The 14,594-nt window shown below is 67.2% G+C and carries 15 protein-coding genes; 4 read left to right on the top strand and 11 right to left on the bottom strand.

What is annotated here, in order from left to right; translation table 11 throughout:
- Positions 1-52: 52 nt before the first annotated feature.
- A complete protein-coding gene (locus ACE37B_RS06455; protein WP_409922455.1) occupies positions 53-178 on the top strand; it encodes a hypothetical protein in 126 nt (41 codons plus the stop codon).
- A complete protein-coding gene (locus ACE37B_RS06450; protein WP_409922454.1) occupies positions 178-453 on the top strand; it encodes a hypothetical protein in 276 nt (91 codons plus the stop codon). The genes ACE37B_RS06455 and ACE37B_RS06450 overlap by 1 nt, the downstream gene beginning before the upstream one ends.
- 228 nt (positions 454-681) lie before the next feature.
- On the opposite strand, the gene ACE37B_RS06445 is transcribed toward ACE37B_RS06450, so the two are convergent.
- The 3 genes from ACE37B_RS06445 to ACE37B_RS06435 form a co-directional block, all read right to left on the bottom strand.
- The gene (locus tag ACE37B_RS06445; protein ID WP_409922453.1) at positions 682-2,637 is read right to left on the bottom strand and encodes a glycoside hydrolase family 15 protein; all 1,956 of its coding nucleotides are present in this window, start codon (positions 2,635-2,637) and stop codon (positions 682-684) included.
- Positions 2,634-3,956 carry a hypothetical protein gene (locus ACE37B_RS06440; protein ID WP_409922452.1) on the bottom strand — a complete coding sequence of 441 codons (1,323 nt, stop codon included), beginning with the start codon at positions 3,954-3,956 and terminating at the stop codon, positions 2,634-2,636. The genes ACE37B_RS06445 and ACE37B_RS06440 overlap by 4 nt, the downstream gene beginning before the upstream one ends.
- 76 nt (positions 3,957-4,032) lie before the next feature.
- Positions 4,033-4,284, bottom strand: a complete 252-nt coding sequence (locus tag ACE37B_RS06435) for a hypothetical protein (RefSeq protein WP_409922451.1) — start codon at positions 4,282-4,284, stop codon at positions 4,033-4,035.
- A gap of 165 nt (positions 4,285-4,449) precedes the next feature.
- On the opposite strand from ACE37B_RS06435, the gene ACE37B_RS06430 reads away from it, so the two are divergent.
- Positions 4,450-5,379 (top strand): aldo/keto reductase, encoded by a 930-nt coding sequence (locus ACE37B_RS06430; protein WP_409922450.1) that lies wholly within the window; start codon positions 4,450-4,452, stop codon positions 5,377-5,379.
- 81 nt (positions 5,380-5,460) lie between these two features.
- Here the strand turns inward: ACE37B_RS06430 and ACE37B_RS06425 are convergent, their stop codons facing one another.
- The 8 genes from ACE37B_RS06425 to ACE37B_RS06390 form a co-directional block, all read right to left on the bottom strand.
- Positions 5,461-5,865 carry a hypothetical protein gene (locus ACE37B_RS06425; RefSeq protein ID WP_409922449.1) on the bottom strand — a complete coding sequence of 135 codons (405 nt, stop codon included), beginning with the start codon at positions 5,863-5,865 and terminating at the stop codon, positions 5,461-5,463.
- Positions 5,866-5,933: 68 nt separating this feature from the next.
- The gene (locus ACE37B_RS06420) at positions 5,934-6,338 is read right to left on the bottom strand and encodes a hypothetical protein (protein WP_409922448.1); all 405 of its coding nucleotides are present in this window, start codon (positions 6,336-6,338) and stop codon (positions 5,934-5,936) included.
- Positions 6,335-7,504, bottom strand: a complete 1,170-nt coding sequence (locus ACE37B_RS06415; RefSeq protein ID WP_409922447.1) for an acetate/propionate family kinase — start codon at positions 7,502-7,504, stop codon at positions 6,335-6,337. Before ACE37B_RS06415 ends, ACE37B_RS06420 begins: the two co-directional genes overlap by 4 nt.
- 26 nt (positions 7,505-7,530) lie before the next feature.
- Complete coding sequence (locus ACE37B_RS06410) at positions 7,531-9,900, bottom strand: phosphoketolase (RefSeq protein WP_409922446.1); 2,370 nt, start codon at positions 9,898-9,900, stop codon at positions 7,531-7,533.
- Positions 9,901-9,952: 52 nt separating this feature from the next.
- On the bottom strand, positions 9,953-10,777 hold the full coding sequence (locus tag ACE37B_RS06405; protein WP_409922445.1) for an SDR family oxidoreductase: 825 nt from the start codon (positions 10,775-10,777) through the stop codon (positions 9,953-9,955).
- A 115-nt stretch (positions 10,778-10,892) separates the two neighbouring features.
- Positions 10,893-11,807: a mechanosensitive ion channel family protein gene (locus tag ACE37B_RS06400; protein WP_409922444.1), complete on the bottom strand. Its 915-nt coding sequence runs from the start codon at positions 11,805-11,807 to the stop codon at positions 10,893-10,895.
- Positions 11,808-11,812: 5 nt separating this feature from the next.
- Complete coding sequence (locus tag ACE37B_RS06395) at positions 11,813-12,838, bottom strand: universal stress protein (RefSeq protein ID WP_409922443.1); 1,026 nt, start codon at positions 12,836-12,838, stop codon at positions 11,813-11,815.
- Positions 12,839-12,916: 78 nt separating this feature from the next.
- Positions 12,917-13,300, bottom strand: coding sequence for a hypothetical protein (locus ACE37B_RS06390; RefSeq protein ID WP_409922442.1), 384 nt, complete (start codon positions 13,298-13,300; stop codon positions 12,917-12,919).
- Between the two features lie 173 nt (positions 13,301-13,473).
- On the opposite strand from ACE37B_RS06390, the gene ACE37B_RS06385 reads away from it, so the two are divergent.
- Complete coding sequence (locus ACE37B_RS06385; protein ID WP_409922441.1) at positions 13,474-14,577, top strand: Vms1/Ankzf1 family peptidyl-tRNA hydrolase; 1,104 nt, start codon at positions 13,474-13,476, stop codon at positions 14,575-14,577.
- Positions 14,578-14,594 lie beyond the last annotated feature (17 nt).

Genomic DNA, 14,594 nt, shown 5'->3' with positions numbered 1-14,594 from the left:
GGAACGCGCCATCTGGGTGCGCCCCCCACGTAGCGCAAGGAGATCGCCATGAGTGACCGCGACCATGACCATGACCGCGACCATGACCATGACCATGACCATGACCGCGACCATGACCGCGAGCATCGCGGTCATGATGACGACCGCCGCGGCTCTGGCGATCGTCCCGGCACCGTGATGGCGGCGCCTGTCGCGCCGGCGGCACCCACGAACGTGGGAATCGTCGACGCTCGCATCACTCAGATCTCCGACGAAGCGGCCGATCAGCTCCGCCGCCACGTGGAGGAGACCTCCCAGGGCGGCAATCGCTTCGGCTGGTTCCTGATCGGTTTCGTGGCAGCGCTCGTCGCGGGCGCGATCTCCGCCGTGGTGTTCCTCGCCGTCTCCGACGAAGACGACGACGGCAACCTCGATCTCGACGTGCCAGCGGTCGAGGTCGACGTCGACTCCTGATCACGCACACGCGATCGGCCGAACCAGATCACCCCCGGCCGACGGTCGGCGCGGCATCCTCGCCCCAACTCGCCATTCGTCGAGGGGGATCGCCGAGCCGACCATCGCTGCCGCGCCAAGCTCACGCACTCGACAGAGCGCCGTGACCGCGCGCCGTCACCGCGCGTCGGGAGCGCGTCGGGAGCGCGTCGGGAGCGCGCCATGACAACGTAGTGTCGCGGCGCCCGGTCATGGGAGTAGTTCGTCGAGGTGCACCGCTGCGCTGATCAGCGACAGGTGCGTGAACGCCTGCGGGAAATTGCCGATCATCCGGCCGTCCGGTCCGATCTCTTCGCTGAACACCCCGGTCGGACTTCCGTACGAGAGCAGACGGTCGAACAACGAGCGTGCCTCGTCGACGCGTCCGGAGCGAGCGAGTGCCTCGGCGTACCAGAACGAACAGATCGTGAACGAACCTTCGTCACCCTCGAGCCCGTCGTCGGTGTCGGCGACGTCGTATCGGTCGACGAGCGGCCCGTGCGACAATCGTTCGCCGATGGCGTCGAGTGTCGACAGCCATCGCTCGTCGGTCGGCGAGATGAACTTCACGAGTGGCATCAGCAGCATCGAGGCGTCGAGCGTCGATCCGCCGAGCGTCTGCGTGAACGCAGCGAGCTCGTCATTCCATCCGTCCTCGACGATGCAGGCGTGGATGGCATCGCGCGCCGTACGCCACCGGTCGACGGGTGCCGGGCGGCCGCGGCGGCGCGCCATGCGCAGCGCGCGCTCGAGGGCGACCCAGCACATCAGCCGGGAGGATGTGTGATGTTGCTCACCGCCCCGCGTCTCCCAGATGCCTTCGTCGGGCCGTGTCCAGTTGTCGATCACCCACTCGACGAGCACACCGATGTGCCTCCAGGTCTCGATGCTGAGCCCGTCACCGTGTTTGTCAGCGAGGTACAGCGCGTCGATCATCTCGCCGTAGATGTCGAGTTGGAGCTGCGCACCGGCAGCGTTGCCGACGCGCACCGGGGAGCTGTGGGCGTACCCCTGCCAGTGATCGAGTTCGACCTCGTCCACCCGCTCTGCACCGTCGAGGTCGTACATCGGCGACAGTGGCGGCCGGTCGCCGGACTCGTCGCAGGTGCGGACGCGCTCGACGAGCCAACTCGTGAAGGCGTCGGCCTCGGCGAGGTATCCGAGTTCGATGAACGCGTACAGCGTGAACGCCGCGTCGCGGATCCAGACGTATCGGTAGTCCCAGTTGCGTTCGCCGCCGCGCACCTCGGGGATGCTGGTGGTGGCGGCTGCGATGATCCCACCCGACGGACGATGGGTCAGGAGCTTGAGCGTCAAGGCGGAACGCTCGACGTGCTCGCGCCATCGGCCGGTGTAGGTGCTCGCGGCCGACCAGGTCCTCCAGTACGCGAGCGTGCGTCGGTAGGACTGTTGGCACGCAGCATCGCTGACATCTCCGTCGCCGAGGGCGAAGTACGCGGTGTCGTCCTCGGCGAGCGTGAAGGTGCTGGTGACCGTCGCGTCCTGGTCGACCTCGAGATCGACCGATGACGACAGGGTGAGGTCGGGCTCGTGCGCACCCGCTTCGTTCGTCGCTCCCGGGGAATGGAGTGCCACCGCCGAGACGGCGCGGTCGGCGCGGCGACCCTGGTCGGTGCGCCGCTCGACGGTGGCGTCGGCGCGCCCGTAATCCGGCCGGAGGCGCAAGGTCGAGGTGACCTCGACGGAACCTTTGCGACAGCGCACCACCCGCATCAGATGCCTCGGGTGGTCGTCGACGGTGTCGATCGACATGAAATCCTCGACCTCGAACGTGCCCGTCGGCGTATGGAATCGCGTCAGCAACACGTTCGTCCCCGAGAGGTAGACCTGCTTCGACTCGACGCCCCGACCATCGTCGACGGCGTCGTCGATGATGTCGTGACGGGCGTCGTCGATGATGTCGTGACGGGAACGACGGCTCGGCGTGGGGCCGATCGACCAGTGGCCGCCATCGGGGTCGAGGAGCCGCCCGAAGACCGACGGCGAATCGAAGCGAGGCCAGCACATCCAGTCGATCGAGCCGGTCTGATGGATGATCGCCACGGTCTCGGTGTCGCCGACGAGACCGAACCCTTCGAGCGCTGGCGACGGTTGGTCTTCGGCTGATCGAGTCGACGCAGTGGCACTCGGTTCCGATGGGGTCACGACGGACCCGCCGTGCCCGGGTCGTACCGGCGCACGGTGCCTCGTTCGTCGTGACCGGGCCCGCTGATCGTGGCGACCAGTTCCCAGCCGTGCACGACGTCGTCGATGTGCGCGAAGTGACGCTTCGTTCCGTCGAGCGCATCGTCGAGCAACGTGGCGTAGTCGCCGAGTCGACCGTGTTCGTTCGGCCCGCACAGCGTGGCTTGCGACCGCCGAGTCGATGTCGACGCGCTGGCGTGGTGGTCGGTGGTCGAGTCGAGGAGCTGGATGTCGACGGCGATGGTCGCATCGGGTTTCACGCCGAACCGGATCGTGTTGTCGCCGGGCTCGACCAGTTCGAACACGACCGCCGTGCTGTCGGTGTCGAGGGCCTTGCCGCCGACCACCTCGATCGGCACGCCACGCCACCGGTCGGCATCGACCGACAGGGTGAACGAGCAGAACGTCGGCGTGTCGGAATCGGCGTCGACGTCGTCGTGATCGCCGTAGCCGACGTACTGCCCGAGGACGACGGAATCGGGGTCGATCGACATCGCCCGGATCGTCGCCGACCGAGCGGCATGGTACGACTCGTCGCTGTCGTCGGCGGGGCGTTCCATCAGCGCGAGCGCAGCCAACTGGACCAGGTGGTTCTGGACGACGTCGTCGACGACGCCGACCTGTTCGTAGAACGATCCGCGTCCAGCCACGTCCTCGCGTTCGAGCATCTCGACCCGGATCGCCTTCACCGCACGCCGATGCAGCACGGTGTCGAGCAGCGCGTTCGTCGTTCGGACCGTCAGCAGATTCTCGACGGCCGCTTTCGCCAGAAAGTGGTCGACGATGAACACCCGCTCCGCTCCTACGGCGTCCATCATGTCGTCGAACAAGGCGCGGGCTGACGCAGCGTCGGAGCCGAAGGGCTTCTCGACGACGATTCTGGTGCCCTCGGGAAGCCGGCTCGCCTCGATGGCGTGCGCGACCTCGCCGAACACAGCTGGCGGTACCGCGGCGTACACGACCGGGTTGCGGGCGTCATCGAGTCGATCGGCGAGCGCGTCGAACGTCGCGACCTCGGTGGCGTCGCCTTGCACGTAGCGAAGTCGGGCAGCGAGGTCGCTCCGTACGACGTCGGCCGAAGTGGGGAGTGCGTCACGCACCAGCGCTCGGAGATCGCCATCGGTGCGCTCCGTTCGACCGACGCCGACGAGCGGAATGTCTTCGAGGCGTTGGTCGCCACGGAGTTCGGCGAGCGCCGGAATGATCTTCGACCGCCCGAGGTCGCCGGTGAGGCCGAACATGATGAGCGCGTCGCCGCGAGGGCTCGTGGATGCATCCATGCCGCAACGCTGCCCAGTTGCTGGGCCGCTCAATCGTGACGCTCGTGACACTCGTGACACTCGGTCGGAGCGCGAGTCAGGAGTTGCCTTCCAACTCGGACTTGTTCGGTCCGCGGGAGTCGACTGGCTGATCGCCTGGCAGGTTGCGGTCGGTGTCGAGCAACGACGCTGGCATGCCCTCGTCGCCGTGAGGTTCGCCGAGTCGAGGATCGTGCTCGGGACGATCTCGCTCGGACAGGCCCTGATCGTGTTGCTGGTCGTGGTCCCGGTCGGGATTCGTTTCCTCGAGTTTCGTGTCGTGAGCGTTCGTCTCGTGAGCATTCGTCATGGTGGGAGGGTTCCTCGTCGCCCGAATCCGAAACCCCGACCTCGCCGTTCGCGACCTCGTCGGGCACGCTTGAGCAGACCACCTCGTTCGACGGCGCGACGTGAGGCAGCGCTCTGGCGCTGGCCAGGTGGTTTCGGTGGGCGTCGGCCCGGGGACGCTCCGCGCATGACACGCCCTCCAGCACCGTCCCCGAGCAGCGCCAGCCACGTCGTCGTCGGCGAAGGTGAGTCGCACCAACACCCGCTGGGCGGTGACGCTGCGAACTCCGACACGCGCTTCGCCGACCAACGGACCGTCGAGTTGTTGTCCGGTCGCCGGATGCCAGCGCTCGGTCTCGGCACGTGGCAGCTCGAGGGCGAGGACTGCAGACGGATGGTCAGCGCGGCGTTCGATCTCGGCATCCGGCATCTCGACACGGCGCAGGCGTACGGCAACGAAGCCGATGTCGGTGCGGCGGTCGCGGCCTCCGCGGTGGACCGCGACGACGTGTTCATCACGACCAAGATCGGCAACGATCGTCACGAGCCGGGTCCGCTCGTGGAGTCGGTGCGAGCGAGTCTCGATCGTCTCCAAACCGACCACGTCGACCTGTTGCTGATGCACTGGCCGGTCGAGTTCGAACGGGTGGGTGCGACGCTGTCGGCACTCGCACAGGTCCAGGCCTCCGGAATGGCCCATCACATCGGTGTCTCGAACTTCACCATCGAGCAACTCGACCAGGCCGCCGAGTTCGCACCGTTGGAGGTACTCCAGTGTGAATGTCATCCGTTCCTCCAGCAGCGCGAACTGCGCGACTGGTGCGAGTCCCGCAGCTGGGCATTCACCGCCTACTCGCCCCTCGCTCGCGGCGACGTGATGGACGACGACGTGCTCGCCGACATCGCGAACAAGCACTCGACGTCGGCGGCGGGGGTCACCGTGGCCTGGCTGCTGTCGCTTCCCCGCGTGACCACGATCCCCAAGACCACGGATCCGGATCATCTCGCCGACAATCTGGCTGCCGCGAAGATCGAGCTCGACCACGACGACCTCGATCGGATCGCCGCACTCGACGAAGGCCGTCGCCTCGTCGATCCCGAACACGCCCCATGGTGACCGGGGGTGACCGGTGAGCCTCGCCGCCGACCAGAACCTGTTGCTGATGCACTGGCCGGCCGAGTTCGAGCGGGTGGACGGTCAGCTTCGCTCGGCGACGGGGTCGCGGAATCGTCGTTCGGAGTGGTCGAGCGGCAACGCCATGACGAACGTCTGATCGTCGTCGCTGGCCTCTGGGCCGAAACCGACCACGAGCGCTCCTCGCGCGGCGCAGCGCGGGCAACTGCTCCCGATGACCATCTGCATCTCCGCCGGGTTCGACGCTCCTTCGACGCGGTGCAACGCGGACACCTCCACCAGTTCGGCCGGCGACACGGATGCGCAGACGTCGCAGTGGAGTTCGGCGTTGGGCCGCACCCCATGGTTGGCGCTGTAGCCGACGTCGGCAAACGCCTGCAGGACGTCGACGAGCGTGAGGTCGCCCGCGTCGGCACGCGAGCTCGACGGTGACGAGGTGGCCGAACCAGATGGAGTCGAGTCGTTCATGGCGGGGACGTACCCCGTCGATCGGTTCCGAAACCCGATGGCAACTCGCTGGACGTGTAGCGCGGCGTTCACGCTGGTCCGAGTCCGAACGACTCGACGATCACGTCGACGCTCTCCGGCACCGTGGCGTCGGCAGCGATCACGACGTCCACCGTCTCCGGAGGTCGACTGGCCTGCCGCGTTCCCGGCTGGTGAGCCAGCCAGACGAGAGCGACCTCAGGATGCTGGCCGCGCCGGTGGCCTCTGGCGAGCGTCTCGAACGATTCGGGATACGTGGTGATCACCGTTGGATGTCGGGCGGCGAGCAATCGCGACAACCGTTCGGGACCGTTGTTGCCCTCGTCTTCGTCGAGGTCGAGGAATGGTCGATGCACGAGATGAGCGAGGTGCACGCCGATGGTCGACTTGCCGCTTGCCGGACCACCCGAGATGACGATGTGGCGAGGGGTCGAGGGACGGAGCGGGTTCATCATCTCGTCGTCCTGACGGTGCCGATGCTGCTCGTGCTGGCGCTGGTCGTGTCGGGGAGATCCGGAGCGTGCACGCGTTGCGCGAGTCCTTCCGCGGCGCGTGCGAGTTCGAGGTGTTCGCCATTGGCGACGAGCACCACCGCGACATCGGACGATGCCGACGAGATCCGTGCGTCGCGCTCGATGACCGCGGGGTTGACGTCGTCGTCGAGGTCGAGGCCGAGGAACGTCAGCTGGTCGACCACCGTGCGCCGTAGGTCGGGCAGGTTCTCGATCACACCTCCGGTGAACGCGAGGACGTCGATGCCACCCGCAGACACCACCATCTCCGCGACGCCACGAGCGAGGCCACGCGCGTACATGTCGAGCGCCAGCTGCGCGTCTGGATCACCGCGTCCCGACGCGGCGATCACGTCGCGCAGGTCGCCCGAGGTTCCCGACACACCGGCGAGCCCACTCGATTCACGCAGCGCCCGGTCGAGCGCGTCGATCGTGATCCGTCCGCTCGACAGCAGCCACATCAGCAAGCCGGGATCGACCGACCCCGACCTGGTGGTCATCATCGGACCTTCGAGCGGCGTGAAGCCCATCGTGGTGTCGACCGACACTCCGTCGCGCACAGCGCACATCGAGACGCCCGAGCCGACGTGGCAGCTGATGATCTTGCCGAGCGGTCCTCTGCCGCCGACGATGGCGGGAGCGGTTCGGGCGACGTGCTGATGTGACAGCCCGTGGAAGCCGAAGCGGCGGATGCCCCACTCCGAGGTCCAGTCTCGTGGAAGTGGATACGTGGACGCAGCAGGCGGCAGCGTCCGATGGAACGAGGTGTCGAACTCCGCCACGTGGGTCGCATCGGGCCATCGTCGCCGAGCGACCTCGATCGCCTCGACGATGCGTGGGTGATGAAGTGGGGCCAGTTCGCCGAGCGCGTCGATCGATGCGACGACGTCGTCGTCGATCTCCACGGCGCTGTCGAAGTGGGCACCGCCGTGCACGACCCGGTGCGCGACGAGGCGGACCGGCCCCGACAGCATCGACTCGATCTCCTCGAACGGAGAGCGGTCAGCAGGGGTCCATGGATCGCGGCGCACCGTCGCGGTCGTGTCACCGTTGGTCGTCACCGCGTGCAACGCCAGTGTGACAGCGCCCGCGTTGACGGTGATCGTCACGTGTCCATGGTCGGGCGGTTCGGAGGTCATTCCCACGTCCAGTCGCGGACGCTGGGCAGATCCTCGCCGTGTTCGGCGACGTAGTCGACGTGCCACGTGCGCATGTCGACCATGTCCTGGCGGAGTTGCGCTGCGCTCGAGCGAAGGTGGGGGACTCGGTCGATGACGTCGATCACGAGTCGGAAGCGGTCGATGTCGTTGCGAACGACCATGTCGAACGGCGTGGTCGTCGACCCTTCCTCCTTGTAGCCGCGCACGTGGAGGTTGGGGTGGTTCGTTCGACGGTATGCGAGTCGATGGATCAGCCACGGATACCCGTGGAAGGCGAACACGATCGGCCGGTCGGTGGTGAACAGCGAATCGAACTCTGCGTCAGAGAGCCCGTGCGGGTGGGCGTGCTCGTCGGCGAGGCGCATGAGGTCGACGACGTTCACGACGCGGACCCGCAGGCCGGGGAGCCGCTCGCGAAGGATGCTCACCGCTGCGAGCGTCTCGAGCGTCGGGACGTCGCCGGCGCACGCGAGGACGACATCGGGATCGCCGTCGTCATTCGACGCCCACGGCCAGATCCCCACGCCGCGCGCTGCGTGGAGATCGGCATCGTGTGGACTGAGGACGTCGAGCGTTGGTTGCTTGCCCGACACGATCACATTGATCAGGTCGCGGCTCGCCAGACACGTCGAGGCGACAGCCAGCAGCGAGTTGGTGTCGGGCGGCAGATACACCCGGACGAGATCTGATCCCTTGCTCACCACGTGGTCGAGGAAGCCGGGATCCTGATGCGAGAAGCCGTTGTGGTCCTGGCGCCAGACGTGCGACGTCAGGAGGTAGTTGAGCGACGCGATCGGTGCGCGCCAAGGGAGTGTGCGGTGCACCTTCAGCCACTTCGCGTGCTGGTTGAACATCGAGTCGACGATGTGGATGAATGCCTCGTAGCACGAGAAGAGCCCGTGGCGGCCCGTGAGGAGGTAGCCCTCGAGCCAGCCTTGGCAGAGGTGCTCCGACAGGACCTCCATGACTCGTCCGTGCGGGTCGAGGTGGAGGTCGCTGTCGAGCCGCTCGAGCTGCCAGGCTTTGTCGGTCGATTCGTACACCGCTGCGAGCCGGTTGGATTCGGTCTCGTCCGGGCCGAAGAGGCGGAAGTTACGGGTCGCCTCGTTGAGCACGAACACCTCGCGGAGATACTCGCCCAGCGCCCGCGTCGGTTCTGAGGTCGTCGTCGCGGGCACCTCGACGTGGCGACCGTGCTGGTGATGATCGGGCAGCTCGAGCGGCCGCAAGATGGTGCCGCCGTTGGCTGCGGCGACCGCAGAGATCCGTCGATTGCCGTCGGGGAGCCAGCCGACGACCTCGTCGCGGGGGCGGCCGCCGTCGTCGAAGAGTTCGTCGGGACGGTAGGAACGCATCCACGCTTCGAGTTGTCGCCGGTGGTCGTCGTCGGAGCGGACCTCCTCCAACGGCACCTGATGCGAGCGCCAGGTGCCCTCGACCTGGTCGTCGTCGACGATGCGCGGTCCGGTCCATCCTTTCGGCGAGCGAAGAACGATCATCGGAATTCGGCGAGCAATCGACGACTCCGAGCCGTTGACGGCCGCGGTGCGTCGAGCGGCGAGCCGCTCGACGCACTGATCGACCGCTGCGGCGAAGCGTCCGTGCGCGTCGTGCAGTCCGTGCGCGTCGTGCAGGTCGTCGTCGAGGTCGACGTGGACGAACGTCGGCTCCCATCCTTGTGACGTCAGATAGTCGGTGAGCTCGTCGTCGCTGCGGCGGGCGAGCACGGTGGGGTTGGCGATCTTGTAGCCGTTGAGATGCAGGATCGGCAACACGGCGCCGTCGGTGATCGGGTCGAGGAAGGCCGCGCTCTGCCAGCTCGCCGACAACGCGGCCGTTTCGGCTTCCCCGTCGCCGATCGCGACGGCGGCGATCAGTTCCGGATTGTCGAGTACGGCGCCCGCAGCGTGTGCGAGCGAGTAACCGAGTTCGCCGCCTTCGTGGATCGAGCCGGGCGTTTCGGGTGCGACATGGCTCGGCACACCCCTGGGGAACGAGAACTGGGTGAAGAGGGCGTGCATTCCGTGTTCGTCGAGGCTGACGTTCGGATACAGCTCGGAGTAGCGCCCCTCGAGCCAGGTCTGTGCGAGCATCGCCGGTCCTCCGTGGCCGGGTCCGGCGAGGAACATGATCTCCAGGTCGTGTTCGACCACGGCTCGCTGGAGATGCGCGTACATGAAGTTGAGTCCGGGGGTGGTGCCCCAGTGCCCGAGCAGACGGGGCTTGATGTCGCTCGGTTCCAGCGGGCGTCGCAACAGCGGATTGTCGAGCAGATAGATCTGGCCGACCGAGAGATAGTTCGCGGCTCGCCAGAGGCGGTCGATCTGGGGGACCAGCTCGGTCATGGTGCGGACCTACCCGACCGGGCTCGAACCGAAACCGGCACGCCGGCGCAGCTCAGATGCGTAGCAGTCCGCCATCGACGACGATCGACTCGCCGTTGACGTAGCGCGACAGATCGGAGGCGAGGAAGACAGCGGCCCCGGCGATGTCCGTCGGCGTCGCGAGTCGGCCGAGCGGGATCTGCTCGACGAACGACTCGCCTTCCGGACCCGATGCGATCGGTACGTCGTCGGTGGTCATCGAGGTCTCGACCACACCGGGGTGGATCGCGTTGACACGGATGCCCGATGGGCCCAACTCGGCTGCAAGCGTCTTGGTGAGCAGCCGAACGGCGCCCTTGCTCGTGCAGTAGGTGCTGAACGGCGCTGCTCCCTGGATCCCGGCGACGGACGACATGTTGATGATCGATCCCGGGCGGCCGTCGTCGAGCATCGAGCGGACGGCGGCCTGCGTCGTGAAGTACAGACCGCGCACGTTGATGTTCATCAGCGTGTCGAAGTCCTCCGGCGTCACGTCGACGAAGGGGGTGCTCCGGAAGATGCCCGCGTTGTTCACGACGATGTCGACGCCGCCGAACTGTTCGGCGGCCCCCACCGCCTGCTGTGCTTGGTCGAGCGCGGCGACGTCGTGCTCGACGAAGACCGCCTCGCCGTCGTAGCGCTCGGCGATCTCGTGCGCGGTCGGCCGATCCGCGTCGCGCGGGTCCTCGTCGATGTCGGTGACGACGACGGCGGCGCCATTGGCCGCGAATGCCAGGGCGATCTGGCGGCCGATCCCGGATGAGGCGCCCGTGATGAGGGCCGTCCGGCCGGTGAGGTCGGTCGTCGGTGACGGTGCGTCGGTATCGGCTTGGCTGGTGGTTGCTTCGCTGGTGCTCATGGGTGCTCTTTCTTGCTCGTTGCTCGCTGCTCGCTGCTCGACGGTGTGATGGACGGTCTGATGGACGGTGGCTCGGTGCGGACGGCTGTGTGGGTGCTCGCACGTCGCCCCAGCCCTACCCGGTCGGTCGGCGGACAAACGTCGACGCCGCTCGGTTCCGGGGCGTTCGTGCCGCTTCGGCCGCGGCGCGAGCAGGATCGACGAGTGCCCGTGTCGGGTACGGCATGTCGATGCCCGCCTCGTCGAGCGCAGCCTTGAGCGCTCCGGCGAGCCGGAGTTGGATGTCGAAGATGTTGGCATCCGAGGTCGCCCACGCGGTGAGGGTGACGTCGATCGTGCTGCCGCCGAACGCGTCGAAGATGGTCACCGCTGGCGGGTCGGCGAGTACACCGTCGACGTGCTGCGCCGTCTCACTGAGCAGATGGCTGACGGTCACCAGGTCGGCGTCGTAGGAGAATCCGATCGCGATGTCGATGCGTTTGGACGCGTTGGCCGAGTAGTTCACGATCGGGTTCTGCAAGACCTCGGACGACGGGATGATCACCTTCTCGCCGGTGAGCGTGGTCATCTCCACCGACCGCAGGTTGATGTCGTCGACGCGGCCGGTGAAGTCTCCGAGGCGTACCGCGTCGGAGTAGTCGAAGGGTTGGCGGAGCTGCAGGATCGCGCCCGAGATCAGGTTCGAGAGGGTGTCTTTCAGTGCGAAGGCCAGCGCGAAACCGCCGACGCCGAGGCCACCGAGCAACAGACCGACGCGGATGCCGAGTTGGGACAGCGCGTGGAACAAGCCGATCGACACCGTGATCGCCAGTGACGTTCTGGCGATCAGCCGGGCGACGATCTCGTTGCGGGAACGAAGTGTTCGTTCGGAGAGTTCTTTGACCACCAGCCCGATGACGACGGCGGCCACGACGATGACGACCGCAGGCAACCACCGGTCGGCCCGAAAGCCTTCGGTCGCCTGGCGTGTCTGTTCGGGGTCGGGGGTCGGGAGGCGCGCGCTCAGGCCCGACCACACGTTCGACGGCACTCGGTTCACCGTTGGCTCGGCTGCTCGTCGGATCGGACGATCAGAACCGGACGCCGGGCGCGGGCGGCGACGGCGCGGGCGACGGATGGTTCGAACAGCCGGGAGAACCACGATCGATCTCGAGTACCGACGACGAGCACGTCGGCATGGTGCTCGTTGGCGACGGCGAGGATGCCGGCGGCTGGGTCTCCGACTTCGCCGATGGCCACGGCGCCGTCGAGGTCGGCATCATCGGCGACGCCAGCAGCGACGCGTTTGGCCTCCATGGCGTTGTCGTCGAGTTGCTCGGCGATGTGGGGGAGCGCGTCGTCGCCGTTGGCGAAGAACAGGCCGGCGCTCACCGGTATCGACTGGATCGCTGTGGTGCTGGGATCGACGTGTGCGACGACGAACCGAACATGGTCCTCGACGCGGTTGCCGCCGAACAGGCGTCCCACGACCCGCGCGACGGTCTGGTCGAGTTGGGAGTCGTCGACGGCGACGAGCACCGTCGTCGGCCTCGTCTCAGACGCTGCCAGCCTTGTCGGGTCGCTGGTTGCCGGCACGGCGAGGAACGGCACGCTCGACGAGGTCAACAGATCGCGGGTCAGGTCGTCGCTTTCGTCTCTGTCGTGATCGTCGCCCCCGCGGACTCGGTGATCGGCAAGGCCGACCGGCGAGGGCGCGACGATGAGATCGAGGCGCTCAGCTCGTGCGTAGTCGACGAGTGGCGTGGCGTCGCTGCCACTCAGCACGACGGACTCCTGCACCGATCCACGAAATGACGCGGCCGTCTCGGAGGCAGCAGCTGCGCCAGCGGTTCGCTGACGTGTCGCTTCGTCCTCCATCTCGTCGGGCGACTGGATCGGACTCGCAAAGCCGGTTTCACCGGTCAGCAGGCTCGGATGCGGGGCGATCAGGGCGGCGACTCGCCATGTCGCGTTCGGGACGAGCGCGGTGGCGATCGACGCGGCGCGGTGTGCGTCGCCCGTGCCGTCGGTGAGAAACACGGCGGAGGTCGTCGATGCGGTGCGGTCGGTCGGATCAGCCATGGCACGGCGGTACCCCGATCCTCGACCCGCCAACCCAGCGAGGCGCCGACTCAGCGCAGGCACCCTCGGCCCCTCGGGTCAACCGGGTGGATGGAGCATGTGGTGGACCTCGGTGACCGAGCCGCCGATCAGCCGATTGACCTGAATGCGATCGCTCAGGCTGTTGAGGATCTCGTTGCGCAGCGACGCGGCCTGGTAGTCGATGTCGTGTGCCGAGACGACGCTGATCTGGCCGACCAGGTGCATTCTGCGCGAGCCGTAGCGCGCCCAGGTGACGCTGATCTGGCAGCGGTGGTCGCCGTCGATCTCGAGCGCGGCGACGACTGCCTCGTGCACGGCGAGAACGAAGTCGTCGGCATCACGTTCGTCGACATCGTCGTCGACCAGTGCCGCTCGAAGGTCGCGGCGGGCATCCGCGAGCCCCCGGATGTCGTGGACGTGCAATCGCTCGATACTCACCATCACGCTCTACCCGCTACCAGCGCCGGTGAATCGAACTGGCAGCTCGCCCGGGAGCGCCTACGAGCACTTCGTTCCGATTCGATGACCCGGACTGGTGTTCCGGACTGGCGACCCGGCTTGCTGGCGGATCGGTGACCGGATTGGCGACCCAGGCGTTGGGGTAGTCCGAGTCCATGAACCAACCGATCACACCTCCGTCCGAGACGTTTTCGGCCCAGACGCTGACGTCGACGTACTCGACCGACGACTTGCGTGACTTCGAGCGGCACGCGAGCCCGTTCCTGACGGTCGTGCTCCCGAGCCCGAGTTCGCACCACGATGCCGCCCACCGTCTCGCCGTGCACTGGAAGAACGCCCGTCGTTCCGTGGCAGCCGCTGGCTGGCCAACCGACCGGCTTGCCGAACTCGATGACCTCGTCGGCGGATGGCGACACGGCGACGGCGAAGCGATCGTGATCGTGCAGTCGATCGACGGCGCCCGCCTCGAAGAGACGCTCGTGTCCGCTGTGATGCACCCGACGACGTCGATCGACCAGTGGCCTCGGCTGCTGACGATCCTCGAGAACCGACAGCGGACACTTCCCCACATCGTGGTGGTCACCGATCGCGTCGGTGCCGACGTGGTCGGCTTCGACGGCGGTGAGCCGACGACGAGCGTCGAAGTCGAAGGAGAACGTCTGCACATACACCGCGGTCATCCAGGCGGTTGGTCGCAGCGGCGGTTCCAGCAGCGAGCCGAGAACACGTGGGAGGAGAACGCCGACGATGTCGTCGACGCGACGATCGAGCTCGCGTCGAAGCTCGAGCCCGTGTTCATCGCCGTGGCGGGCGAAGTGCGGGCGCAGTCGATGGTCGAAGCGGGGCTTCGTGACCGCGCTCGGATCGAGATCGTGTCCATCGAGGCCGGCGACGTGGACGGCATCTCGACCGAGGTGGTTCGCATCGTGGACGATCATCACGCCCGCTTTCTCCGTGCGGCAATCCGGACGCTGCGCGAGCGCGTCGGCAACGGCACCGGTCTGGTCGACGACGCGGTGATCGACGCATTGCGAGATGGCCGAGTCGACATCCTCTTCGTTCACGACGTCGACGATCACGACGTCGACGATCATGACGGCGACGATCATGACGGCGAGCGGGTCGGAACGGTCGAGACACCGTGTCGTCGCTTCGCCGATCGCGCCGTCGGAGAAGCGTTGTCGACCGGCGCACACGTCGTGGTCATCCCCCACGTCAGCGAATTGTCGAACGGTGTCGCAGCGACCCCACGGTGGTGATGCCGGTGGTGATGCCG

The organism is Ilumatobacter sp., from assembly GCF_046290335.1.
Taxonomy (GTDB): domain Bacteria; phylum Actinomycetota; class Acidimicrobiia; order Acidimicrobiales; family Ilumatobacteraceae; genus Ilumatobacter_A.
This window is presented reverse-complemented; position numbering and strand designations above follow the sequence as displayed.